Raw genomic sequence first — 22,864 nt, forward strand, 5'->3', positions numbered from 1 at the left:
GGGTGTGACCGCGGCGGTCACACTGTGATGTGCCGGGAGGAAGCGCACCGGGCCCAGGCAACTTTTCCACACCCTGTCGGATAATTCCCACAAACCCCGAGAGCACCCGGCCCCAACCGGAGCCTCGAGGCCCCCCGTGCCCCGGAAGGACCCCCATGTCGAACTCCATGACCGTGCGTTCGAGCAACGTCTCCCAGGTTCGCGCCACGCCGAGCCCCGCGGAGCAGGACCTCAACGCCATCCTGTCGCGATACCAACCCTCGGGGGCCTCCGCGAGGACGGCGAGCCAGGACGGCCTGTCCGCGGGTGTGGGCGCCTCCCAGAAGATGGCGCAGACGGACCTGTCGAAGCTGAAGAAGTACGAGGCCGCGTTCGAGGCCGCGGGCAAGAAGTACGGCCTGCCTCCGGCGCTGCTGGCCGCCATCGCCAGCCGTGAGTCGCGCGCGGGCGGCGCGCTGGACAGCCGCGGGCGCGGTGACGGCGGCAACGGCTTCGGGCTGATGCAGGTGGACTTCCGCTACCACAAGCCCGCGGGCGGTCCGTACAGCAGCGAGCACATCGACCAGGCCGCCGGCATCCTGAAGGACTACTTCAACCAGGTGAAGAAGAACCACCCGGACTGGCCGCCCGAGCAGCAGCTCCGCGGCGCGGTGGCCGCCTACAACTCCGGCGTGAGCAACGTCCAGACCCTCAAGGGCATGGACATCGGCACCACCGGCAACGACTACTCCAATGACGTGTGGGCCCGCGCGCAGGCGCTGACGAAGCACTTCGGCGGCACCACGAGCACCGGCGGCACCAACACGCCCACCGGCGGCACCCCGGTGAAGCCCTCCGAGCTGCCGAAGTTCGACGGCCGCTACACCCCCGCGCCGAGCCTCGCGGACGTGAAGTCCGGCAAGGCGTCGCTGCACATCGGCCACCAGGGCCCGGCCGTCAAGGAGCTCCAGAAGAAGCTGGGCATCGAGGCGGACGGCTACTTCGGCCCGAAGACGCGCGAGGCCGTCTACAAGTTCCAGCTCGAGCACAAGCTGACGCCCCCCGCCGGCAAGGAGGGCACCGTCGGCCCCACCACGCTGGAGTGGATCAACGCCGGTGGCCGCCCGTCCGCGACGAACACCAAGCCGACGACGACGCCGGGCACGAATGACACCTTCGACGCCGGCAGCACCGGCAAGACGCTCGGCAACGGCGTCAGCATCAACACCAACCACCCCGCGCTGAAGAAGCTGGCCACGTCGCACCTGAACAACGGCCCCACCGGCTGGTGCGTGCTCACCACGCTCAACAACATGAAGCGGCTGGGCATCCCCAACACGCCGGAAGCCACGGGCATGGACCCGAACAACCCGCGCGGCGGCATGGCGCAGATGCTCCGCAACGGCTGGGAGTCCATCCCCTTCCCGGGCGCGCGCCAGCAGACCATCAAGAGCCCGTACGGCAACGCCACCGCCAACGTGGTGTCCGCCGACCAGTACCGGAAGCTCGTCGCGCAGGGGAAGGTGCCGGACGGCGCCATCATCTTCCAGACGCGCCACGGCTGGGACTACAGCGGCGGCTCCAAGGGCAATGACATGGGCATCGTGCGCAACGGCGGCAAGACGACGCACAACTACGCCGACATGAGCTCCATCATCTACCGGGACTGCAAGGACGTGGTCATCCTCGTCCCGAAGGGTGCCATCCAGCGGGACTGAGCTGACGCACGACAGCTTGACTTCCGCGCGCCGGGCGATGAGGGGCTCCAAGACCCTCACCGCCCGGCGTCCTATTTCACGCCTGAAACAAGAGAGGGATTGACAGGCGAAGGCTTCGCGTTTATCTGCTGTCCCAGCATCCAGAGCGGCCTCCGCCTCGCGGCGGTGGCCCGACAACCTGGGGTCGGACCTCCAAGGTGTCCAAACGATGCGGCTCGGGGAGAAATACCTCCACGGGCAATCCAAGTGTCCGAAGCCCCTCGGCTTCGGTGAGAGAGGACCCCCGTGGTTCCATCCACCTGCTCCGCATCCCTGAACGCCACCGCTGAGCACCTCACGCCCGCCGCGTGCATGTGTCCGCCGCGCGTGTGGCGCGCCCGAATGCGCCGGCCCGGCGGCCTCCGCTAGTCCGCGTCCGCCCGGGCCCCGCCTCCTCCCGCTTTCAATTCCTTGCATCGTGGCGCGCGTGCGCCGCGCCGGGCCCGCGTGTGCCCGGAGCGCGGCCCGTGTCTGCCTTTGACTGTCTTCCAGGGCCCGTGCGGCCCGTTGAGGTCTTCCAGATGAGCAGCGCTCCGTTCCAGGTGATGAAGTTCGGAGGTTCCTCCGTGGGCTCCCCGCGGCGGCTCCGGCAGGTCGTGGAGCTGATTGGCAGGCATGCGAAGCAGGGGCCGCTCGCGGTCGTCGTCTCCGCGATGGGCGACACCACCGACTGGCTGATTGAAGCGGCGGGGCTCGCCACGTCGGGAGATTTGGAGGGCGCGCTGACGGTGGTGGCGCGCATCGCCCACCTCGCGAAGACCAACGCCGCGGCGCTCCACCCGGAGCAGTCCACCGCGCTGGCGGCGCGCGTGGACACGCTGCTCGCGCCGCTGCAGCAGCTCCTCCAGGGCATCTCCCTCACCCGCGAGTGCTCGGCGCCGTCGCGGGACAGGGTGCTCTCCTTCGGCGAGCGGGTCTCCGCCACGCTCCTGGCCGAGCTGCTGACGGCCGCGGGCACCCAGGCCACCTTCCACGACGCGAGGCAGCTCCTGGTGACGGATGACCGCTTCGGCGCGGCACGGGTGGACGTGGCCCGGACGCGTGAGCGGCTCCAGGCGGTGGTGGGAAGCTGGAGGGCCTCCGTCCCCGTCCTCCCCGGCTTCATCGCCGCGACGCCGGACGGACGCACCACCACGCTGGGGCGCAACGGCTCCGACTACACGGCGGCGCTGGTGGCCCAGGGCATCGACGCGGCGGAAGTCACGGTGTGGACGGACGTGCTGGGCCTGCACACCGCCGACCCGGACCTCGTGAGTGACGCGTACCCCGTCCCGCACCTCACCCACGCCGAGGGACTGGAGCTGGCGGCGGTCGGCGTCCGGATGCTGCACCCGCGGACGATGATTCCGCTCATCGAGTCCGGCATCTCCCTGCGCATCCGCAACACGATGCACCCGGACCATCCCGGCACGCTCATCGACGCCATCGGCTCGCGCGACGGCCAGCGGCCCACGTGCATCGCCACGCGCGAGGAGCTCGCCCTGCTGGGCATCGAGGTGCGCAAGCTGTCCGACCAGTTCCAGCTCGGTGAGCGGGTGCTGGCCGCGCTGCGCGAGGCGCAAGTCACGGTGTGGCTGTCCACGCAGTCGGCGAACGGCCAGTCCATCGCCGTCGTCGTGCCCCGGCCGGACGTGGCGCGCGCCCAGAAGGCGCTGGAGTCCGAGCTGTCCCAGGAGCAGGCGCGCCACGAGGTGGAGCCCCTGGCCATCCGCCAGCCGGTGACACTGCTGACGCTGGTGGCGGAGGCGATGGGCCAGGGCGTCAACGTGGCCGGGCGCTTCTTCAGCGCGCTGGGAGCGGTGGGCGTCAGCGTGCGAGCGAGCGCCCAGGGCGCCAGCTCGCGCTCCATCTCCTGTGTCGTCGACGCGGCGGACACCGCCATCGCGGTGCGCACCACGCACGCGGCCTTCAACCTGGCCCACCAGCAGGTGAGCCTGTTCCTCCTGGGCCGGGGCACGGTGGGAGGACAGGTGCTGGCGCAGCTCCGCGCGCAGCAGGCGCTGCTGCGGGACAGGCATGGCATCGCGCTGCGGGTGGTGGGCCTCGCGGACAGCCGCCGGGCCCTCTTCGACGCCGCGGGCCTGCCGCTGGACGGACTGGAGGAGCGCCTTGCCCGCGTCGAGCCGGAGGCCCCGGAGAAACGCACGCTGGTGCCGCTGCTGGACGAGCTGCGGCGGCTACCGGTGCCCATCCTCGTGGACTGCACCGCCGCGAGCGGCATGGAGGCCGTCTACACGGCGGCGTTCCAGCGCGGCATCCACGTGGTGGGGGCCAACAAGAAGCCGCTGGCGCTGCCCTGGAATGAACGCGAGGCGCTCCTCGGTGAGGCGCGGCGCCACCACGTGGCCTACCACTACGAGACGACGGTGGCGTCCAGCCTGCCCGTCATCGACACGCTGGCGAACCTCGTCCGCACGGGCGACACGGTGCGCCTCATCACCGCGTCACTCTCCGGCAGCCTGGGCTTCATCTGCAACGAGCTGACGGCCGGCGTGCCGCTGTCGGTGGCCGTGCGCACGGCCCGCGAGCGCGGCTTCACGGAGCCGGACCCTCGCGAGGACCTGGGCGGAACGGACGTCGCGCGCAAGGCGCTCATCCTCGCGAGGGAGCTGGGCCTGCCGCTCTCCCTCTCCGACGTGGCGCTGGAGCCATTCGTCCCCGCCGAGTCCCAGCCCGGCACCTCGGTGGACGCGTTCCTCCAGGGGCTGAAGGCGCTGGACGCCGCCTACGCGGAGCGCGTGGCCCGCTACCGCCAGTCGGGCACGGTGCCGCGCTACCTGGCGCGCATCGACCCGTCGAAGGTCGGCACCGGCACGCCCGTCATCCGCGTGGGCCCCGTCCCCGTCGAGGCGGGCCAGGCGGCGGCGGACCTCCGCGGCTCCGAGTCCTTCGTCTCCTTCACCACCACGCGGCACAGCGACTTCCCGCTCACCGTCCGCGGCGCGGGAGCCGGAGGCGCGGTGACGGCCTCGGGTGTGCTGGCCGACATCCTCCGCATCTCCCAGACGCTGCGAGGCCGCTGACCCATGTCCCTCCCGAATGCAGGAACTCCTCCGATGAAACTCGCCACCGCCCTCGTCCACGCGGGCGTGCGCCGGGACCCGTCCACCGGCGCGGTCGCCGTCCCCATCTACCAGTCCGCCACCTTCCAGCACCCCGCGCTCGGCCAGTCCACCGGCTACGACTACTCGCGCACGAAGAACCCCACCCGCTCCGCGCTGGAGGACGCGCTGGCGCGGCTGGAGGGTGGCAGCCTCGGCCTCGCCTTCAGCTCCGGCATGGCGGCGCTGCACTGTGCCTTCCAGCTCTTCGGCCCGGAGGACCACGTCATCCTCACCGAGGACCTGTACGGCGGCACGTACCGGCTGGTGGACCGCCTCCTCCACGTGCCCTGTACCTTCGTGGACACCACGCGTCCGGACGCGGTGCGGGCCGCGCTGCGCCCCAACACGCGAGCCATCCTGGTGGAGTCCCCCACCAACCCGCTGATGAAGACGGCGGACCTCCCGGCGATTGCCCGCATCGCGCACGAGGCCGGGGCGCTGCTCATCGTCGACAACACCTTCCTGACGCCGTGGCTCCAGCGCCCGCTGGAGCTGGGCGCGGACCTCGTCGTCCACAGCGCGACGAAGTACCTCGCCGGGCACAACGACGTGGTGGCGGGCGCGCTGGTGGTGAAGGACGCGGCGCTGGGCGAGCGCCTCGCGTACGTGCAGAACGGCATCGGCGCCATCCTCGGGCCGCAGGACGCGTACCTCGTGATTCGCGGGCTGAAGACGCTGGCCCTGCGCATGGAGCGCCACCAGGCCAACGCGCGCGAGGTGGCCGCGTGGCTGGACGCCCACCCGCTGGTGGAGCGCGTCTTCTACCCGGGCGTGGGCGGCATGTTGTCCTTCACCGTCACCGACGCGGCCCTGGTGCCCGGGGTGCTCGCCTCCGTCCAGGTGTGCCTCTTCGCCGAGTCGCTCGGCGGCGTCGAGACGCTCATCACCTATCCGACCACCCAGACCCACGCCGACATCCCCGTCGCGCGCCGGGAGCAACTGGGTATCTCCGACCGGCTGCTTCGCCTCTCCGTGGGAATCGAGGACTGTCATGACATCATCGCCGACCTGGCCCAGGCGCTCGAAGGAGCCCGCCGTGCGAACCCGACTCGCCACGCGCTTGCTGCACACGGGTCATGAAGTCGACCCCGCGACGGGCGCCGCGGCGGTGCCCATCTACCAGGTGTCCATGTTCGACCAGCCGGGGTTGGAGCGTCCCGGCGAGTTCGACTACGCGCGCTCGGGCAACCCCACGCGCAAGGCGCTGGAAGGCGTGCTCGCCGAGCTGGACGAGGCCCACGCCGCCTTTGCCTTCGGCTCCGGCATGGCCGCCATCTCCACCGTGCTGATGCTCTTCAGCGCGGGGGACCACCTGGTCGTCACCGACGACTGTTACGGCGGCACCTACCGGGTGCTCACGCGCGTCTTCAGCCGGTTCGGCCTCAAGGCCACCTTCGTGGACACGAGCGACCCGGAGGCCGTGCGCGCCGCCCTCCGCCCCAATACCCGCGCCCTGCTGGTGGAGAGCGTCAGCAACCCGTTCCTGAAGCGCACGGACATCACCGCGATGTCCATCATCGCGAAGACGCATGGCGCGCTGCTCGTCGTGGACAACACGTTCCTGTCGCCCTGGGTGTCGCGCCCGCTCACGGAGGGCGCGGACATCGTGGTGCACTCCGCCACGAAGTACCTCGGGGGCCACAGCGACGTCGTCGCGGGGACGGTGGCGGTGAAGACGCCGAGCCTGGCGCAGGAGGTGTACTTCCTCCAGAACGCGGTGGGCGCGGTGCCAGGCCCGCAGGACTGCTTCCTCCTCCAGCGCGGCATCAAGACGCTGGGGGTCCGCATGGAGCGGCAGGTGCGGACGGCGGCGGCGCTCGCTCGCTGGCTCGCGGACCGGCCCGAGGTGCGGGAGGTCTACTACCCGGGCACGGGCGCGGTGGTGTCGTTCCGGCTCGCGCGGGACGAATGGGCGGCGCCCTTCGTGGAGGCGCTCCGGCTTCCCCTGCTCGGCGTCTCGCTGGGCGCGGTGGAGAGCATCGTCACCGTGCCGGCCCGGCACTCCCATGCCTCCGTCCCCGCCGCCGAGCGGCAGCGCCGCGGCATCACCGACGGGCTCATCCGCTTCTCGGTGGGGCTGGAGGAGCTGGAGGACCTCCAGGAAGACCTCGCGCTCGCGCTCGGACAGGCGGTGCGCGCGGCGGCGTGAGCGGCAAGTCGGGTTGACAGGCCCCGGGGGCGTCCGTTACCTCTGGGGCCGATGCTCATTTCCGTCGCCATGTTCGGGACCTGTTGTGGAGGCATGTGTTGCCATGCCCCCATGGGTCCGTCCGTGCGCGCGAACTGAGCTTCCCTCACGCCTCCGCGTACTTCCGGCCCGTGCCCCGCTTCCAGGGAACGGGCCGTTTCGTTTCCCCTCCCCGCGTGCACCTTCCCGGGGATGGGGCCCTCCACCATGCAGTGGCGGCACGCCGCCCAGGAGTCTCGGATGTACCGCAGCACCCAGGAGGACTCTCAGCACCCGCGTCCCGGAGAGAGCGCCGCCGGCCCCACCCGGGATGACACCTGCGAAGGCCCGACGGTGGTGTCACCGCTCGGCACGCCCACCATCGGCCTCACCGGCTTCACTTCGCGGGTGGTGACGCGATGGCTCCGCCGGGAGGTGCGCCGCGATGGAGCTTCACCGCGACAGCAGGATGTACGGGCGGGGCGAGCAGGCCGTCACCTGCTGCTCCGCCGGGAGGTGCGCCGTGATTGAGCTGCGCGGTGTCAGCAAGGTGTACGGGCGCGGCGAGCAGTCGGTGACGGCCCTGCGGAACGTGTCGCTCCGGGTGGAGTACGGCGAGGTGTTCGGCATGCTCGGGCAGAGCGGCGCCGGCAAGTCCACGCTCATCCGCTGCGTCAACCTGCTGGAGCGTCCCTCCTGCGGCGAGGTGCGGGTGGACGGGAAGGACATGCTGGCGCTCACGCCCGCCGAGCTGCGCGAGGCGCGCCAGGGCATCGGGATGATCTTCCAGCACTTCAACCTCTTCGCCTCGCGGACGGTGGCCGGCAACGTCGCGTGGCCGCTGGAGGTGGCGGGCTGGCCCCGCGAGCGCATCCGCGAGCGCGTGGAGGAGCTGCTGGCGCTGGTGGGGCTGTCCGACAAGGCACGGGCGTACCCCGCGCAGCTCTCGGGTGGGCAGAAGCAGCGGGTGGGAATCGCCCGGGCGCTGGCGCCCCGCCCGCGCATCCTGCTGTCCGACGAGGCCACGTCCGCGCTGGACCCGGAGACGACGCGCTCGGTGCTCGGGCTGCTGCGGGACATCAACCAGAAGCTCGGGCTGACCATCCTGCTCATCACCCACCAGATGGAGGTGGTGAAGTCCATCTGCGACTCGGTGGCGGTGCTGGAGCAGGGACGGGTGGTGGAGCAGGGCAAGGCGGTGGACCTCATCGCGCGCTCCGGAACCCGGCTGCACGAGCTGTGCTACCCGCCCTCCGCTCCGGCGGACGGCTCCGCGCTTCCCGGAGGCCGGAGGGTGGAGCTGTCCCTGGTGGGCGAGCACTCCACCCGGCCCATCCTCACCACCCTGGCACGGCGCTTCGGCGTGGACGCATGGCTGCTGGAGGGCTCCATGGAGCGCGTGGGAGAGACGCGCGTGGGCCGGCTCCTCTTCGAGCTCACCGGTCCGCCGGAGGCCGTCGACGGAGCGCTGGGCTTCCTCCGCGAGCAGGGCCTGACGCCGGAGGTGCCCCGTGTCTAGCGAGCTGCTGCGCGCCCTGTGGGTGGCCACGGGGGAGACGCTCTACATGACGTCGGTGGCCGCGGTGCTGGTGCTGCTGGCGGGGCTGCCGCTGGGTGTGCTGCTGGTCGTCACGGACCGTGGCGGACTGTGGGAGCGGCCGGCGGTGAACCGGGTGCTGGGAACACTCGTCAACGTGGGCCGCTCCGTCCCCTTCATCATCCTCATGGTGGCCATCGTCCCGCTCACCCGCCTGCTGGTGGGCACCACCATCGGCACCACGGCCGCCATCGTCCCGCTGGTGGTGGCGGCGATTCCCTTCATGGGCCGCGTGGTGGAGCAGGGCCTTCGCGAGGTGGACTCCGGGCTGGTGGAGGCCGCCGTCGCCATGGGCGCCACCCGCCGCCGCGTCATCCTCGGAGTCCTCATCCCGGAGGCGCTGCCGTCGCTCGTGCGAGGCACGGCGCTCATGGTCATCAGCCTGCTGGGCTACAGCGCCATGGCCGGCGCGGTGGGCGGCGGGGGCCTGGGCGACCTGGCCGTGAAGTACGGCTACATGCGCTTCCGCACCGACGTCATGCTGGGCTGCCTGGTGGTGCTGCTGGTGCTCGTGCAGCTCGTCCAGTGGCTCGGTGACGGACTGGCCTCGCGCTTCGAGCGCGCCTCTTCCTGAACTTCTCTTCCTGGAGTCCTCAGCCGTGAAACGCTTCTCTGCCTTCTTTCTGCTCTCCGCCGCCGTGCTGCTGGCCGGCTGCAAGCCGTCATCCGGGTCCTCCACGGGTGGCGATTCCTCCGGCGTCCGTACCTTGAAGGTGGGCGTCAACCCCGTGCCCCACGGAGAAATCCTGCGCGCCGCCGTGCCCGCGGCCCTTCGCGAGGGCGTGCGCATCGAGGTGGTCGAGTTCACCGACTACGTGCAGCCGAACATCGCGCTGGCGGATGGACAGCTCGACGCCAACTACTTCCAGCACGTACCGTACCTGGAGCGCTCCAGCGCGGACCGGAAGCTGTCCCTGGGCAGCGTGGGCGCGGTGCACCTGGAGCCGCTGGCGCTCTACTCCACGAAGTACCGCCAGCTCGCGGAGCTGCCCGAGGGGGCGCAAGTCACCATTCCCGCCGACCCGAGCAACGCCGCCCGAGCGCTGCGGCTGCTCGAAGCGCAGGGGCTGGTACGGCTGAGGGAAGGCGCGGGCGCCACCGCCACCGTGCAGGACGTGGTGGGCAACCCGCGGAAGCTGGAGCTGCGGGAGATTGATGCCGAGCAACAGCCTCGCACCCTGGAGGACGTGGCCGGTGCCGTCATCAACGGCAACTACTTCCTGGAGGCCCAGAAGAACCTCCGGCTGGAGGCGAGCGTCCTCGCCCGCGAGTCTCCGAAGGACAACCCGTACGCAAACGTGCTCGCCGTGCGGAAGGGCGATGAAGGCCGGCCCGAGGTGCAGGCGCTGGTGAAGGCACTCCACTCCGAAGAGGTGCGGAAGTTCATCGAGGCCACCTACGGGGGCGCGGTGGTTCCGGCGTTCTGACGGTGCGGGCAGACCGGGTGCGCCCCGTACCCGAATGGGTGCGGAGCATGAGGCGGCTGGAGGCTTCCGGCCGGGCTGCCGTGGAATGGAGGCTCCATTCCGCGCGAGCCCGCCCCGGGCGTGTGCCCTCTCGTGTGAGGTGGCTGGACGCTTCCGGCCGGGCTGCCGTGGAATGGAGATTCCATTCCGCGCGAGCGCCGCCCGGGAGTGCCCTCTGGAGCCTGAGGTGACTGGAGGATTCCGCTCAGGCTGCCGTGGAATGGAGGCTCCATTCCGCGCGAGCTCCACCCGAGGCATGCACAAGACCGGGAGCGAGGCGTTCCCCCGCTTCCTGTCTCAGTCCGGGCGCTTGAAGTCGTCCGAGCGCACCCCGTAGCGCTTGAGCAGCCGGTGCAGGCTCTCCCGCTCCATGCCGGCGCGCTCGGCGGCGTGAGTGACGTTGCCGCCGAACTCCTGCATCAGCGCGGAGAGGTACTCGCGCGACACCGCGTCGCGCGCGCTATCCACTGCCTCACGGTAGGGCAGCTTCGCGAGCGCCTCGGCCGGAATCCGTCCAGCCGGGGCTCCAGAGACATCCGCCGCCCGGGCCGCGCCCAGCTCCGGCGGCAGGTCCTCCACGCCAATGCGCGGCCCCTGAGCCACCGCGACGGCCCGCGCCACCGCGTTCTCCAACTGCCGCACGTTGCCGGGCCACGCGTACGCCGCGAGGGCCCGCAGCGCCTCGGGCGCGAAGCCCTCCAGCTCCGGCCGCCCCGCGCGGGAGAGGAAGTGCATGGCCAGCAACGGAATATCTTCGCGCCGCTCGCGCAGCGCGGGCAGCAGCACCGTCACCACGTTGAGCCGGTAGTAGAGGTCCTCGCGGAAGCGGCCCGCCGCCACCTCCGCCGAGAGGTCGCGGTGCGTGGCCGCCACCACCCGCACGTCCACCTTCACCGGCGAGGTGGTGCCCACGCGCCGCACCTCCTTCTCCTGCAAGGCGCGGTTGAGCTTCACCTGCACCGGCAGCGGCAGGTCGCCAATCTCATCCAGGAAGAGCGTGCCGCCGTGCGCCTCCTCGAAGAGGCCCGGCTTCGCCACCGTGGCACCGGTGAAGGCGCCCTTCGCATGACCGAACAGCTCGCTCTCCACCAGCTCCGCCGGCAGCGCCCCGCAGTTCACCGCCACGAAGGGCTTCGCCCTGCGCGGGCTCTCCGCATGGACGGCGCGCGCGGCCAGCTCCTTGCCCGTACCCGTCTCGCCCGTCAGCAGCACGGTGAGGTCCCGGGCCGCCACCTGGGACAGCAGCGCATGCAGGCCGCGCATGGCAGCGCTCGTGCCCAGCAGTCCGTGGAGGGCCGGTGCCTCCGCGAGCCGCGCCTTCAGCCCCGCCGCGTCCTTCCGCTGCCGCCGCTGCTCCAGCGCCCTCGCCACGATGAGCGCCACCTCGTCCGGGTCGAACGGCTTGGACAGGTAGTCGTAGGCGCCTTCCTTGATGGCCTCCACGGCCTTGGGAATGCTCGCGTACGCGGTGACGAGCACCACCTCCGTGTCCGGTGCGCGCCGCTTCACCTCACGCAGCACCGCGAAGCCGTCCGCCCCCGGCATCTGGATGTCCGTCACCACCACGTCGAACTCGCGCGACGCCAGCAGCGCCAGGGCCTGGGCCCCATCCGCCGCCTCCGTCACCGCGTAGGCATCCCCGAGGATGCGCGAGAACAGCTTGCGCATGTTCTCCTTGTCGTCCACCACCAGGACGCCCGGCTTCTCCGGCGCGCTCATGCCATGGCCTCCTGCGCGGGCGAGGCGGGCGGCAGCCGCAGCGTGAAGCGCGCGCCTCCCAGCGGGCCCGTGTCCGCCTCAATCCGTCCGCCGTGCGCCTCCGCGATGGCCTGGCTCACCGCCAGCCCCAGGCCCGTCCCCGAGGGCTTCGTGGTGAAGAAGGGCTCGAAGAGGCGCGGCCGGTCCTCCGGCTTCACGCCCGGCCCGGAGTCCGACACCGCCACGCTCGCCCCGCCATCCGGCGCCGCGTCGATGCGCAGCGCCACCCGGCCCCCCTGCCCCGCCGCCTCCGCCGCGTTCTTCACCAGGTTGAGCAACACCTGCCGCAGCCGCGGCGGCCACGCCCAGGCGGACGCGTCTCCCTCCACGCGCACCTCCACGTCACCCAGCCGCGAGGACTCGCGCAGCCGCGCCACCACTTCCTCGCAGACCTCGCGCAGGGGCACGCGCTCCACCGGGCCACGCCCCGGGCGGGACAGGTCCAGCAGCCCCTCGACGATTTGCTGGCAGCGCACCGCCTCTTCCTCCACCACCTTCAGGTCCTCCGCGAGCGAGCCCTCCGCCTTGCGCTGCAGCAGGCGCACATACCCGAGGATGACGCCCAGCGGGTTGTTGATTTCGTGCGCCACACCCGCCGCCAGCCGGCCGATGCCCGCGAGCTTCTCATGCTGGACGAGCTGCGCCTGGTGCGCGCGGAGCGCCTCCGTCATCCGGTTGAACTGCGCCGCGAGCTGGCCGAGCTCACCCGGGTCGCCCTCGGGGATGCGGGTGTTCAGGTCGCCGCCGGCCAGCCGCGCCGCGCCCTCGGAGAGCCGCGCCACCGGCCGCGCCACCGAGTTGCCGATGTAGACGCCCACGCCCACGGCGAACAGCGTGGCCCCGCCGAGGAAGAGCAGGGCCCACCGGAAGCTGGCGTGCTCCACCGCGCCCACGTGCTCCTCGAAGGAGCCGATGGACGCATCGAAGCGCTGCGCCAGCGAGTCCGCCCGGGCCTGGATTTGCGAGACGAGCTCCAGCGCGCGGCCGTGCGCCGCGGTGACGGCGGCCTGGTCCTTGGCGAGCACGGCGGGGAGGAGCGTGTCGCGGTAGAGCCGGTCCAGCGCGTCGCCGTTCTGCTGGATGTCCGCGACCCAGGTGTGCTCCTGCGCGTCGCGCGCCTGCTCCCGGAGCCGGCGGGTGAGCGCCTCCACGCGGGCCCGGGCCTCGTCGTGAAAGCGCGAGTGGCTGTCATTGCCGAGGATGATGGTGTGCGCCAGGTGCGCGTACTGGTCCCTCACGGCGGTGGCCAGTTCCAGCGCGTCGCGCACCCGGCCACCGGCCTCGCGGAGGGTGTGCGAGCCGTCGTGGATGTCCGTCAGCCGGGCGAGCGCGAAGCCGGACGCGGCCGTGAAGAGCGCCACCAGCGCGCCGAAGGCCAGGAGCAGCTTGCGGGTCGTCGAGCCGGAGGGGGAGAGCATCGGGCTCTCTATATCGGGAAGTGAGGGCCTGGGCTGCTCACTGTGCGTCGGCCGGGTGCCCTCCGGGGTGGGTGGAGCCGGGGAGGGCTGCCGGTAGGCTCGTCAGGCTGCCTGCTTCCTCCGCGGGGGACTCCGATGCAATGCCCGGCCACGTGGGTCTGTGCGCTGTCTCTTGCCCTGATGGGGTGCCCCGAGATGCACAGGCCCGGCGGCCTCATCGACCGGGCGGCGCACAAGGATGCGCTGGAGAACATTCCAGAGCGATGTACGCCGGAGGAGTTCCGGAGATACTGCGAGGGAGACAAGAAGCACAGCGCGGCATGCCGCGAGACGTGTGGCGAGACCGAATGAGCTGGCGCACGGCACTCAGGGCAGTCTTCGGGCTTCTACTGCCCCTTCCCATGGTGCTGCTCCTGGCCAGTGCCCTCCCTATGGGCATGCCGGCGCAGCACCAGGTAAATGGACATCAGGTCAGCCCCGTGCTCGCCGCCGAGGAACGCGCGCGCCTGCAGACCTACCACCGGAACTGCGCGTTGAGTTCCGAGTGTGAGCCGCCCCTCGGGTGCCTGCTGGATACCCGGGCCGGGGCCCAGTACTGCTCCGACAGCCAGTGCCTGACGGATGTGCAATGCCGGGATGGACAGGTCTGCCGAACCCTGACGACGTCTGGAGACGGGCCGTTGGTCCGCATCTGCGTTCCAGTGGGTGTCCGCAAGGAAGGCGAGATGTGCGTCGAGATTGGGAGAGCGCTTGATGATGCGTGTGCTCCCGGGCTCACCTGCGGCGGACAGGACGGCTTCTGCGCCCGCCCATGCAAGAAGAAGGACCCGGCAAGCTGCCCGGAGGGCTTCTTCTGCGCGGAGACCGAGCTCGAATCCCTATGCCTGCCGACCTGTGAAGAGACGGGATGCCCCGATGGCCAGCACTGCATCCAGTACGAAGACGGTGCCTCCGCGTGCGAGAAGGTCTACGGAACCAACTGCCGCCAGACACCGTGCACTGACAACCAGGAATGTCTGCTGGACCACGAGACGAGCCGCCCCGCCACGGTATGGATGCATTGCTGGCAGTCCTGCCGCGGGGACCCGTCCTCCTGCCCCCCCGGACTCATCTGCGATGGCTGGAGCTGCCACCCTCCCTGTGACCCCAACGGCCCCAACACCTGCGCGGAGGGCTATCGTTGCAAGAAAGCCCGCCCCAACCGGCCGTGGGTCTGCCTGCCGGACTACTAGCGAGCTACGCCATCCCCCTTGCACCCCCGCCTCCGCCCGAGCATGACAGGGCCCCTCCCCAGCCCACACGGGCCCACGGAAGGGACGGAGGAACAACCACATGGCCCCGCGATTCAAGAACCTCGACGGCAGCGGGCCGCAGCCGTTCGACCGCATCTTCAAGTGGGCCGTGACGGACAAGTTCACCGGCCGCCGCCGCAAGTCCCCGGACCGCGCGCCCGTCCCCCGCGTGGAGCCGGACCTCGCCCTGCTCGCCACGCCTCCCTCGCCGGGTGAAGGCGCCCGCCTCACCTGGCTCGGCCACGCCAGCTGGCTCGTCCAGCTCGACGGCGTATCCCTCCTCATCGACCCCGTGCTGCGCGATGCCATCAACGTCGTCATCCGCCGCAACGTCCCTCCCGGCGTCCCCGTGGAGAAGCTGCCGCCCATCACCGCCAGCCTCGTCTCCCACAACCACTACGACCACCTGGACCTGCCCACCCTGAAGGACGTCGGCGCGCCCATCGTCACCGGCCTCGGCCACACGCCCGTGTTCCGCGGCTCGGGACAGCCCGTCACCGAGCTGGACTGGTGGCAGTCCACGAAGGTGGGCCCCGTCACCGTGCACTTCGTCCCCTCGCAGCACTGGAGCCGCCGCGGCCTCAACGACATCAACGAGATGCTCTGGGGCGGCTTCGTGGTGGAGGGCTCCAGCGCCCGCGTCTTCCACTCCGGCGACACCGCGTACTTCGACGGCTTCAAGGAAATCGGCCGGCGCTTCCCCGGCCTCGACGCCGCGCTGCTTCCCATCGGCGCGTATGACCCGGCCTGGTTCATGAGCCACCAGCACATGAACCCCGAGGAGGCCGTCCAGGCCTTCGAGGACCTCGGCGCCGCGCGCTTCCTCGCCATGCACTGGGGCACCTTCAAGCTCACGGACGAGCCGCTCGACGAGCCTCCCCAGCGCCTGGACGCGGAGTGGACCCGCCGTGGCCTGCCGCGTGAGCGCGTCCACGTCCTCCCCGTGGGTGGGACACTCACCGTGCGCGCCGGTTGAAACACTCCAAAGCCTGTGCTGTGGGAAGGCCATGCTCCTCCCCGCCCTCCTCGCCCTGACGCTCACCCAGGCACCACCCCCTCTCACCACCGTCGCGGAACAGAGCGGCTGGAAGCGCACAGGCCGCTACGCGGAGGTGGAGTCGCTCTGCCGCGCCCTCCCCAGGGCCTTCCCCGGCAAGGTGCGCTGCGACACGCTCGGCACCACGCCCGAGGGCCGGCCCCTGCTCGCGCTCGTCGCCAGCGCGGACGGCACCCTCACTCCCGCCGCCGCCGTGAAGAAGGGCCGCCCCGTCGTCTTCTTCCAGGGCGGCATCCACGCCGGAGAGATTGACGGCAAGGACGCCGGCTTCTGGCTGCTGCGGGACATGCTCACCGGCACCGCGCTGCCCGGCGTGCTCAAGGGCGTCACCGCCGTCTTCGTCCCCGTCTTCAACGTGGACGGCCACGAGCGCTTCGGCACCAACCACCGCCCCAACCAGGTGGGCCCCGAGGAGATGGGCTGGCGCGCCACCGGGCAGAACCTCAACCTCAACCGCGACTACGTGAAGGCGGACGCCCCGGAGATGGTGGCGCTGCTGAAGTACCTCCACGCGTGGGACCCGCTCGTCTACGCGGACCTGCACGTCACCGACGGCGCCAGGTTCGAGCCTGACGTGTCCGTGAGCCTGGAGCCGCAGAAGTCCGGCCCGGAGGGCCTGCGCGTCCTGGGCGTGAAGCTGCGCGAGGAGCTCTTCACCGAGCTGGAGTCCCTGGGCCACCAGCCCCTGGAGTTCTACCCGGCCTTCCTCGAGGACGATGACCCGGCCTCCGGCTTCGCCTACGGCGTGCCCCCGCCGCGCTTCAGCCACGCCTACTGGGCCGTCCACCACCGCTTCGGCGTGCTGGTGGAGACGCACTCGTGGAAGCCCTACGCGCAGCGCGTGAAGGCCACCCGAAACGTAGTGGCGGGCCTGCTGCGGCTGGTGGCCCGGGACGGCGCCGCCCTGCGCGCGGCGGTGAAGGCGGCGGACGAGGAGAGCGCGTCCGGCCGGGTGCGCGAGGTGGTGCTCGGCTGGGAGCACACGGAGATGAGCCGCACCCTCGCCTTCCGCGGCTACGCCTACGAGCGTGCCGCTTCGGACGTGTCCGGCCAGCCGTGGATTCGCTACGACGACTCGAAGCCGCGGGTGTGGAACGTGCCCTACTTCGCGGACATCCGCCCCGCCCTCACCGTGGCGCTTCCCTCGGGTGGCTACCTGGTGCCTCCGGCGCACGCCGCGAAGGTGGAGGAGAAGCTCACCACCCATGGCCTGCGCTTCCAGCGGCTCACCCGCGCCGTGCCCGCCGCCGAGGCCGAGCAGTTCCGCGCCACCGACGTGAAGTGGGGCGCGCAGTCCGTGGAGGGCCGGCAGACGCTCGCCGTGAAGGGCGCGTGGGAGCGGACCACGCACGCGCTGCCCGCGGGCACGCTGTACGTGCCGGTGGCCCAGCCGGGCGTGGAACTGGTGGCCCACCTGCTGGAGCCCACGGGGCCGGACTCGCTGCTGGCGTGGGGCTTCTTCAATCCCCACTTCGAGCAGAAGGAATACATCGAGGACTACGTGCTGGAGCCCTTCGCCCGGGAGCTGCTGGCGAAGGACGCCGCGGTGAAGGCCGAGTGGGAGGCGAAGCTGAAGGACGCCGCCTTCGCCAACGACGCGCGCGCCCGCCTGCGCTTCTTCTACGAGCGCCACCCCGCTCGCGACGCCCGCCTGCGCGTCTACCCCGTCCTCCGCACCCAGGCCGCCCCTTCCGTGCTGGCGGCCGGGAAGTAGCGCCCGCCCCCTGAAACGGGAACGCCCCGGGAGCGCGAGGCCCCGGGGCGTTTCGTTCAGCACCTGCCCCGCCCCGGACTCCCGCGTGACGGGAGGCCGGAGCGGCGGGCGCCATCAGCCGATGGTGCCCTCACACGCGCAGGTGCTCGGGTTGCACGTCTCACGGAGGCCGCAGCCACCGCAGTCCGGCTTGCACACGCACGCGCACGCATTGGCATCCGGCTGGTACCGGGAGCCGCAGTTGAGCGCCGCCGTGTCGCACACGCAGCCGCACGCGTTCGCGTCGAAGGTGTAGCCCGCCGCGCAGGTGGCGCTCTGCACGCAGGTGCATGCGCAGGCCGCCTGGTTGCACGTCTCATACGTCCCGCACGTCCCGCCGCAGTCCGCCGTGCAGGTGAAGGCGCACACCGCCGGGTCCGTGTTGCACACCTGGCCCGGCGAGCCACCGCCGCCGCAGTCGGCCGGGCACTCGCACCGGTCCGTCGCGCGGTTGCAGACGAGCTTGCCACGGCAGAAGTCCGCCTCGCTGGCGTCGTAGTACACCGTGTCCGACTTGCACGGAGGCGGCGCCCCGTTGGGGTTGGTGGTGCGGTCGCTCCAGTACCGGTAGGACACTGCCGCCAGCGTGGTGCCCGCCACCTTCGGGCGGCAGGCGCCATAGAAGGACACCGCCCGGCTGATGCCGTCCACGTCGAAGCCGTTCGTCCGGCTGCGCGGCAGGTCGCCCGAGTTCGGGCACGCCGCCGAGTCCGTCACCTCCGCCACCGCCACCTTCAGCGAGGCGCCGATGGGCGGCTTCTGCGTCCTGTAGCCCACCGAGGCGATGACACTGTCGACGATGGCGTTGATGGTGGTGGTGATGGAGGCCGCGTCGCGGATGCTCCCGTACACGCCGCCCGTGGCCTGGATGATGTCCAGGTGCCGCGGGTTGGCGTTCTCCTCGTAGTTGTTCGAGTTGTTCGGGTCCACCCAGCAGCGCGGCCCGTCCGGCGGGCAGATGATGCCGTGGACCTGGATGGCCTGGTCCACCGGGTTGTTGCTCTCCCCCGCCACCGAGCCCGTGTCCATGAAGTACTGCGTGAAGGTGGAGACGGGGTTGGAGGACTGGTCTCGCGTGTCCGTCAGGATGACGACCACCACCTTGGCCCCCGCGCGGATGCGGGTCTCCGCCGTGCCGCCGGCCGCCTTCAGGTCATTGAGGGCCTTGCGCGCGGCGTCCAGCGAGCGCTCCGTGCCGGTGCCGTCGATGTTCACCCAGCACTGGTTGTTGCTCGTGCAGGTGGTGGCCTCACCACCCGCGGGGATGGTGACGTTGGAGCACTGGCCGTTGCCGCCACAGGTGCTGTTCTCCGTCAGCCACGCCCGGAACTGGTTGACGTTGCGGGTGAAGCCGCGCAGCACGCCGGTGTTGGTCTCACCGGACGTGGTGTAGCTCGTCGTCACCATGGCCAGGCGCCAGTCGAGCGTCGCGTTGCCCAGCTTCTGCGCCACCGCCGAGGCCGCGTCCGCCAGCGACTGCTGCGACGTGGCCATGGAGCCGCTGTCGTCCACCACGAAGAGGAAGTCCACCACCGCCTGCCGGGAGGTGAACTGCTCGCACTGCACCGCGTCCGCGTCACCGAACTGCGCCAGCGCCGTGCCACCCGCCGTGTCCGACAGCGTGAAGAGGCTGCCGCCCTCGGTGTACCGGGCCGTGGGGGTGATGGCCAGCACCACCACCACGCTCTGGTTGGAGCGGTGCACGTACTGCGCCTGAATCTTGAACGGACCGGTGACTCCGGCCGTCCCCGCCAGCGCGCCGGCGCTGTTGGGCACCAGCGAGCGGGCCAGGGTGTTGGTGAAGGTCTTCAGGTCCGCCGTGCCCGCCTGCGAGTAGCGCGCGGCCAGCGCCGGGAAGCCGTCCCAGGTGGTGAAGGTCTGCGTGTAGTCGCGCGTGGCGGTGTTGAAGGACGCCGTGCGGATGCCGGCCTCGTCCGCGGTGGGGTCCGCGGCGGTGCCCACCTGGCCACGCTTGTACGCAATCAGCGTCACCTGCTTCGTGTCGTCCCAGCCGATGAGGCCCACCGAGCTGCCATTCACGGTGAGGTTCACCAGGTTGGCGTCCTTGAAGGTGCCGGGCAGCGCCAGCCGGAGGTCTCCGCCGGAGTCCTCCTTGAAGGTGACGGTGCGCAGGTTGGTCGTCTTGCACGCCTGGCCCGCGGGCGTGCCGGCCGCGCCGTCGTTGGGGTTGCGCGGGTCCAGCTCGCCCGGGTCCACCTGGCCGTTCTGGTTGGCGTCCTCCGCGCCGTCCTGGATGCCATCACCGTCCGTGTCGGCGTTCACCGGCGTGGTGGTCGTCGTCGTATGCGTGTCGCCGGAGTAGCCGCAGTTGGTGCGGGGGGCCGCCGCCGTCGCCACGCCGCGCTCCAGGCCGTCCCTCAGGCCGTCACCGTCCGTGTCCGGGTTGGTGGGGTCCGTCTCGTTCGTGTCCACGCGCCCGTTGTTATTGGGGTCCTCGCCCAGGAAGCCGCCGCGGCCGGGGCCATCCTGCAGGCCGTCGCAGTCGGTGTCCGTCAGGCGCGGGTCCGTCTCGTTCGCGTCCACGCGGCCGTTGCGGTTCTCGTCCTCCACGCCGTCCTGCGTGCCGTCACCGTCCGTGTCGGCGTTGTCCTTGTTGGTGCCGGTGGCGGTCTCCACCGCGTCGGGGATGCCGTCGAAGTCCGCGTCCGGCACGGAGGCGGCGCAGTCCGCCACCCGCGGGTCCGTCTCGCCCGTGTCCTTCACGCCATCGTGGTCCTTGTCCTCGTCGCCGTCGCTGCACGAATCGCCGTCGGTGTCCGGCTTGAGCGGGTCCGTGCCCCGGTTCTTCTCCAGGCCGTCCGGCAGCCCGTCGCCATCCGTGTCCCGGTTGCGCGGGTCCGTCTCGCCCGGGCTCACCGTGCCGCTGACGTTGGTGTCCTCCTCGTTCTCCTTCAGCCCGTCGCCGTCCGAGTCGAGCGCGTTCGGGTCCGTCTCGCCCGGCTCCCGCGAGCCGTTGCGGTTGGTGTCCTCCAGGCCGTCCGCGAGGCCATCACCGTCCGTGTCCGCCTTCACCGGCGAGGTGCGCGTGGCGGGGTCCGCGTCCGCGCGGAAGGTGCAGGTGGTGTTGAGCGTGGTGGTGCGGCCCACCTCCACGCCGTCGCGGATGCCGTCGCCATCCGTGTCACGCAGGCCCGGGTCCGTCTTCAGGCCACCGGTGTACACGTTCGCGAACTCCTCCGCGTCCGTCAGTCCGTCGCAGTCCGAGTCCTGCTGCGTGTTGTTCCCATTGGCCACGTCCGTGGGCACACGGCCCGGGTCCGGGTCCGGGTCCGGCTCGATGCCGGCATCCTCTTCCGGCGGTGGGCCGCCGCTGTCGGGCACGTCCGAGCCACCATCCGTACCAGCATCCACGACGGGCTTCGGGTCTTGAGGGTCATCACCGCCACCGCAGCCGGCCAGCAGCGAGGCTGCCAGCAGCGCACAGGTGACGAACTGCCTGAGAGGGGTTCGCATCATCCTTGACTCCAACTGGCTTCGACCCCGGTTGGGGGGGATGGGTCGAAGCAGACATCCAGTCTAGAGAGCGGTTGCGCCCCTGCCGAGTGTCTATTCCCCGCAGGGCGAAAGAAGGTCAGCGCCCGGCCGCTTTCCATGCAGTCTCAGGAGCAGATTGCGCCGGGACTGTGAGCAAAGGGGTGTTCGCGAGGTTGGAGGGCTCGGATATCGTCATGTCCGTGCCAGTCTTCGGTCTAGCGGCATTGTGGAATGGCTCGGCACCGCCGGAGCGCGTGGCGGCCTGGGTGGAAGGGCTCAACGCGCTGCTGCCCATGGCCCAGTCGCTCCAGCTCGTGGTGGCGCTGCGCGCGGAGGACGGCGGCATCGAGCTGAAGGTGGAGGCGCCCGGCTACCCACGCGCCGCGGTGGAGCGGCTCGCGGAGGAGGTGAAGCGCAGTGGCGGCACCTTCGTGGAGCTGTGGCGTCTGCCCAAGGCCGAGCGTGATGGCTTTCGCGCCACCACGTTCGGTGGTGGCACCCCGTACCCGGGCGAGGAGCGCGCCGCCGCCGCTCGGGCGTTGCAGCAGCACCTGAGCAAGCTGGCGGCCAGTGGCGTGCACGCCTCGAGCCCACCCGCCAGCCCGCTGGATGCGCCCGTGCCCGGCAGGGCGACCCCGTCCGGGAGGACGCCCGCGGTCGCCAGGCCGGAGGAGCCCGCCGCTCCCACTCCCCCCGCTGGCGCCGCGGCGCCGCCCACGGCGGCCCAGGCCCACCGCGTGCCCATGGCGCCGCCGGGCAGCCCCCAGCGGCGCGGACGGCGCTTCGCGGTGACGCTGGAGCTGGAGTTCCGCACCGAACTGGACTTCGTGCGCGAGCACGCGCTCAACATCTCCAATGGGGGCCTCTTCGTGCGCACCGCGCACCGGCCGCTGCCCGACAGCGTCGTCACCGTGGACGTGAAGCTGCCCAACGGTGAGCGGCTGCAAGGGGACGCGGTGGTGGTGCACGTGGTGGACGACCCATACACCGGCGGCGTGGGGCTCGCGTTCCTCAGCGACGACGCCACCTTCGCCCGGACGCTGGACCGCTACCTCGCGAGCCTGGCCGGCGGTGCGGGCTGACGATGGACGGCGTGTCGGACACGTGGCCGCGGGACTGTGGCCGCTTCGAGCTGCTGTCGCGGCTGGGGCGCGGAGGCATGGCGGAGGTGTTCCTCGCGAGGATGCGCGAGGGCCCGCGGGCCGGAGAGCGGGTGGCCCTCAAGCGGGTGCGCCCCGAGCGCGCGCATGACGCCGAGGCCCACGAGCAGCTCCTCCACGAGGCGGAGCTGGCCCGCTGCCTGAAACACCCGCACGTCGTCGGCTTCGTGGAGTACGGCGAGCTGCCGGACGGCGGCTACCTCGCGCTGGAGCTGGTGGAAGGCCCGGACCTGGGCCGTGTGCTGGCGCAGTGCCGGCGCCGCCGCATCGAGCTGCCCATCGACATCTCCGTGCTCATCGTCCGGCAGGTGCTGGAGGCGCTCGCGCACGCGCACCAGGCCACCAGCACCACCGGACGTCCGCTGGGCGTGGTGCACTGTGACGTGTCCCCGCACAACGTGCTGCTGTCGCGCACGGGCGAGGTGAAGCTGGCGGACTTCGGCGTCGCCCGCTCGCGCGCGGGCCTGGCGGTGGATGCGCGGCGGCTGGGCAAGCAGCACTACCGCTCTCCGGAGCTGCTCGCGGGCGACGTGTCCGTGGCGGTGGACCTGTGGGCGGCGGCGGTGCTCCTGTACGAGCTGCTGTCGCTGGAGTCGCCCTTCCCCTCCGGCCCCGGAGAGGAGGTGGAGTCCTCCATCCGTGGCGGACGGGTGACGCCCATCCGCATGCTGGTGCCGGAGGTGTCCGACGCGCTGGCCCTGGTGCTGGACCGCGCGCTGGCTCCCAACCCCGCGCAGCGCTTCAAGTCCGCGGAGCAGTTCGCCCGGGCGCTCGCGCCGCTGTGTGATGACCGGGTGGCCACGCCGCTGGCGGTGGCCGCCGTGGTGCGGGGGTTGATGAGCACGGAGCGCTGAGGCCCCG

The 22,864-nt window shown here is 71.4% G+C and carries 15 protein-coding genes and 1 riboswitch; of the genes, 12 read left to right on the top strand and 3 right to left on the bottom strand.

Translation table 11 applies throughout. The features are described 5' to 3' along the window. The first annotated feature begins 155 nt into the window (after positions 1 to 155). The 8 genes from K8638_RS02430 to K8638_RS02465 all read left to right on the top strand — a co-directional run bounded on the left by K8638_RS02430 (position 156) and on the right by K8638_RS02465 (position 10,031). Positions 156 to 1,697, top strand: a complete 1,542-nt coding sequence (locus tag K8638_RS02430; protein ID WP_223752737.1) for a peptidoglycan-binding protein — start codon at positions 156 to 158, stop codon at positions 1,695 to 1,697. A gap of 131 nt (positions 1,698 to 1,828) precedes the next feature. After that, a riboswitch (SAM-I-IV-variant riboswitch) is annotated at positions 1,829 to 1,952 on the top strand. 305 nt (positions 1,953 to 2,257) lie between these two features. Continuing rightward, a complete protein-coding gene (thrA, locus tag K8638_RS02435) occupies positions 2,258 to 4,759 on the top strand; it encodes a bifunctional aspartate kinase/homoserine dehydrogenase I (protein ID WP_223752738.1) in 2,502 nt (833 codons plus the stop codon). Positions 4,760 to 4,792: 33 nt separating this feature from the next. Further along, positions 4,793 to 5,920, top strand: coding sequence for a PLP-dependent aspartate aminotransferase family protein (locus K8638_RS02440; protein WP_223752739.1), 1,128 nt, complete (start codon positions 4,793 to 4,795; stop codon positions 5,918 to 5,920). After that, positions 5,832 to 6,989 (top strand): PLP-dependent aspartate aminotransferase family protein, encoded by a 1,158-nt coding sequence (locus K8638_RS02445; RefSeq protein WP_223752740.1) that lies wholly within the window; start codon positions 5,832 to 5,834, stop codon positions 6,987 to 6,989. Before K8638_RS02440 ends, K8638_RS02445 begins: the two co-directional genes overlap by 89 nt. Before the next feature lie 279 nt (positions 6,990 to 7,268). Next, complete coding sequence (locus tag K8638_RS02450) at positions 7,269 to 7,538, top strand: hypothetical protein (protein WP_223752741.1); 270 nt, start codon at positions 7,269 to 7,271, stop codon at positions 7,536 to 7,538. Next, a complete protein-coding gene (locus tag K8638_RS02455; protein ID WP_223752742.1) occupies positions 7,531 to 8,526 on the top strand; it encodes an ATP-binding cassette domain-containing protein in 996 nt (331 codons plus the stop codon). Before K8638_RS02450 ends, K8638_RS02455 begins: the two co-directional genes overlap by 8 nt. Continuing rightward, on the top strand, positions 8,519 to 9,178 hold the full coding sequence (locus tag K8638_RS02460) for a methionine ABC transporter permease (protein WP_223752743.1): 660 nt from the start codon (positions 8,519 to 8,521) through the stop codon (positions 9,176 to 9,178). The genes K8638_RS02455 and K8638_RS02460 overlap by 8 nt, the downstream gene beginning before the upstream one ends. A gap of 25 nt (positions 9,179 to 9,203) precedes the next feature. Then, on the top strand, positions 9,204 to 10,031 hold the full coding sequence (locus K8638_RS02465) for a MetQ/NlpA family ABC transporter substrate-binding protein (RefSeq protein ID WP_223752744.1): 828 nt from the start codon (positions 9,204 to 9,206) through the stop codon (positions 10,029 to 10,031). Positions 10,032 to 10,367: 336 nt separating this feature from the next. Here the strand turns inward: K8638_RS02465 and K8638_RS02470 are convergent, their stop codons facing one another. Continuing rightward, entirely contained in the window at positions 10,368 to 11,789 is a 1,422-nt protein-coding gene (locus K8638_RS02470; protein WP_223752745.1) for a sigma-54 dependent transcriptional regulator, read from the bottom strand. Beyond that, entirely contained in the window at positions 11,786 to 13,246 is a 1,461-nt protein-coding gene (locus tag K8638_RS02475) for an ATP-binding protein (protein ID WP_223752746.1), read from the bottom strand. The genes K8638_RS02470 and K8638_RS02475 overlap by 4 nt, the downstream gene beginning before the upstream one ends. A 1,332-nt stretch (positions 13,247 to 14,578) precedes the next feature. Here K8638_RS02475 and K8638_RS02480 point away from each other — a divergent pair. Beyond that, positions 14,579 to 15,514: an MBL fold metallo-hydrolase gene (locus tag K8638_RS02480; protein ID WP_223752747.1), complete on the top strand. Its 936-nt coding sequence runs from the start codon at positions 14,579 to 14,581 to the stop codon at positions 15,512 to 15,514. A gap of 31 nt (positions 15,515 to 15,545) precedes the next feature. Next, complete coding sequence (locus tag K8638_RS02485; protein ID WP_223752748.1) at positions 15,546 to 17,309, top strand: M14 family zinc carboxypeptidase; 1,764 nt, start codon at positions 15,546 to 15,548, stop codon at positions 17,307 to 17,309. 114 nt (positions 17,310 to 17,423) lie between these two features. Here K8638_RS02485 and cglD read toward each other — a convergent pair whose 3' ends face one another. Beyond that, positions 17,424 to 20,822, bottom strand: a complete 3,399-nt coding sequence (gene cglD / locus K8638_RS02490; RefSeq protein WP_370643906.1) for an adventurous gliding motility lipoprotein CglD — start codon at positions 20,820 to 20,822, stop codon at positions 17,424 to 17,426. A gap of 221 nt (positions 20,823 to 21,043) precedes the next feature. Here cglD and K8638_RS02495 point away from each other — a divergent pair, with 221 nt between their 5' ends. Together K8638_RS02495 and K8638_RS02500 are read left to right on the top strand one after the other, a co-directional pair. Further along, the gene (locus K8638_RS02495) at positions 21,044 to 21,925 is read left to right on the top strand and encodes a TIGR02266 family protein (protein WP_223752941.1); all 882 of its coding nucleotides are present in this window, start codon (positions 21,044 to 21,046) and stop codon (positions 21,923 to 21,925) included. Between the two features lie 2 nt (positions 21,926 to 21,927). Continuing rightward, a complete protein-coding gene (locus K8638_RS02500) occupies positions 21,928 to 22,857 on the top strand; it encodes a serine/threonine-protein kinase (protein ID WP_223752750.1) in 930 nt (309 codons plus the stop codon). Positions 22,858 to 22,864 lie beyond the last annotated feature (7 nt).

Origin of the sequence: Myxococcus sp. RHSTA-1-4 (genome assembly GCF_020037125.1) — a bacterium.
In the GTDB taxonomy this organism is placed as follows: Bacteria; Myxococcota; Myxococcia; order Myxococcales; family Myxococcaceae; genus Myxococcus.

Excerpts from the sequence above, each read along its gene's own strand:
- K8638_RS02430 (WP_223752737.1), top strand. The coding sequence starts at position 156 with ATGTCGAACTCCATGACCGTGCGTTCGAGCAACGTCTCCCAGGTTCGC.
- thrA (WP_223752738.1), top strand. The coding sequence starts at position 2,258 with ATGAGCAGCGCTCCGTTCCAGGTGATGAAGTTCGGAGGTTCCTCCGTG.
- K8638_RS02440 (WP_223752739.1), top strand. The coding sequence starts at position 4,793 with ATGAAACTCGCCACCGCCCTCGTCCACGCGGGCGTGCGCCGGGACCCG.
- K8638_RS02445 (WP_223752740.1), top strand. The coding sequence starts at position 5,832 with ATGACATCATCGCCGACCTGGCCCAGGCGCTCGAAGGAGCCCGCCGTG.
- K8638_RS02450 (WP_223752741.1), top strand. The coding sequence starts at position 7,269 with ATGTACCGCAGCACCCAGGAGGACTCTCAGCACCCGCGTCCCGGAGAG.
- K8638_RS02470 (WP_223752745.1), bottom strand. The coding sequence starts at position 11,789 with ATGAGCGCGCCGGAGAAGCCGGGCGTCCTGGTGGTGGACGACAAGGAG.
- K8638_RS02475 (WP_223752746.1), bottom strand. The coding sequence starts at position 13,246 with ATGCTCTCCCCCTCCGGCTCGACGACCCGCAAGCTGCTCCTGGCCTTC.
- K8638_RS02480 (WP_223752747.1), top strand. The coding sequence starts at position 14,579 with ATGGCCCCGCGATTCAAGAACCTCGACGGCAGCGGGCCGCAGCCGTTC.
- K8638_RS02485 (WP_223752748.1), top strand. The coding sequence starts at position 15,546 with ATGCTCCTCCCCGCCCTCCTCGCCCTGACGCTCACCCAGGCACCACCC.
- cglD (WP_370643906.1), bottom strand. The coding sequence starts at position 20,822 with ATGCGAACCCCTCTCAGGCAGTTCGTCACCTGTGCGCTGCTGGCAGCC.
- K8638_RS02500 (WP_223752750.1), top strand. The coding sequence starts at position 21,928 with ATGGACGGCGTGTCGGACACGTGGCCGCGGGACTGTGGCCGCTTCGAG.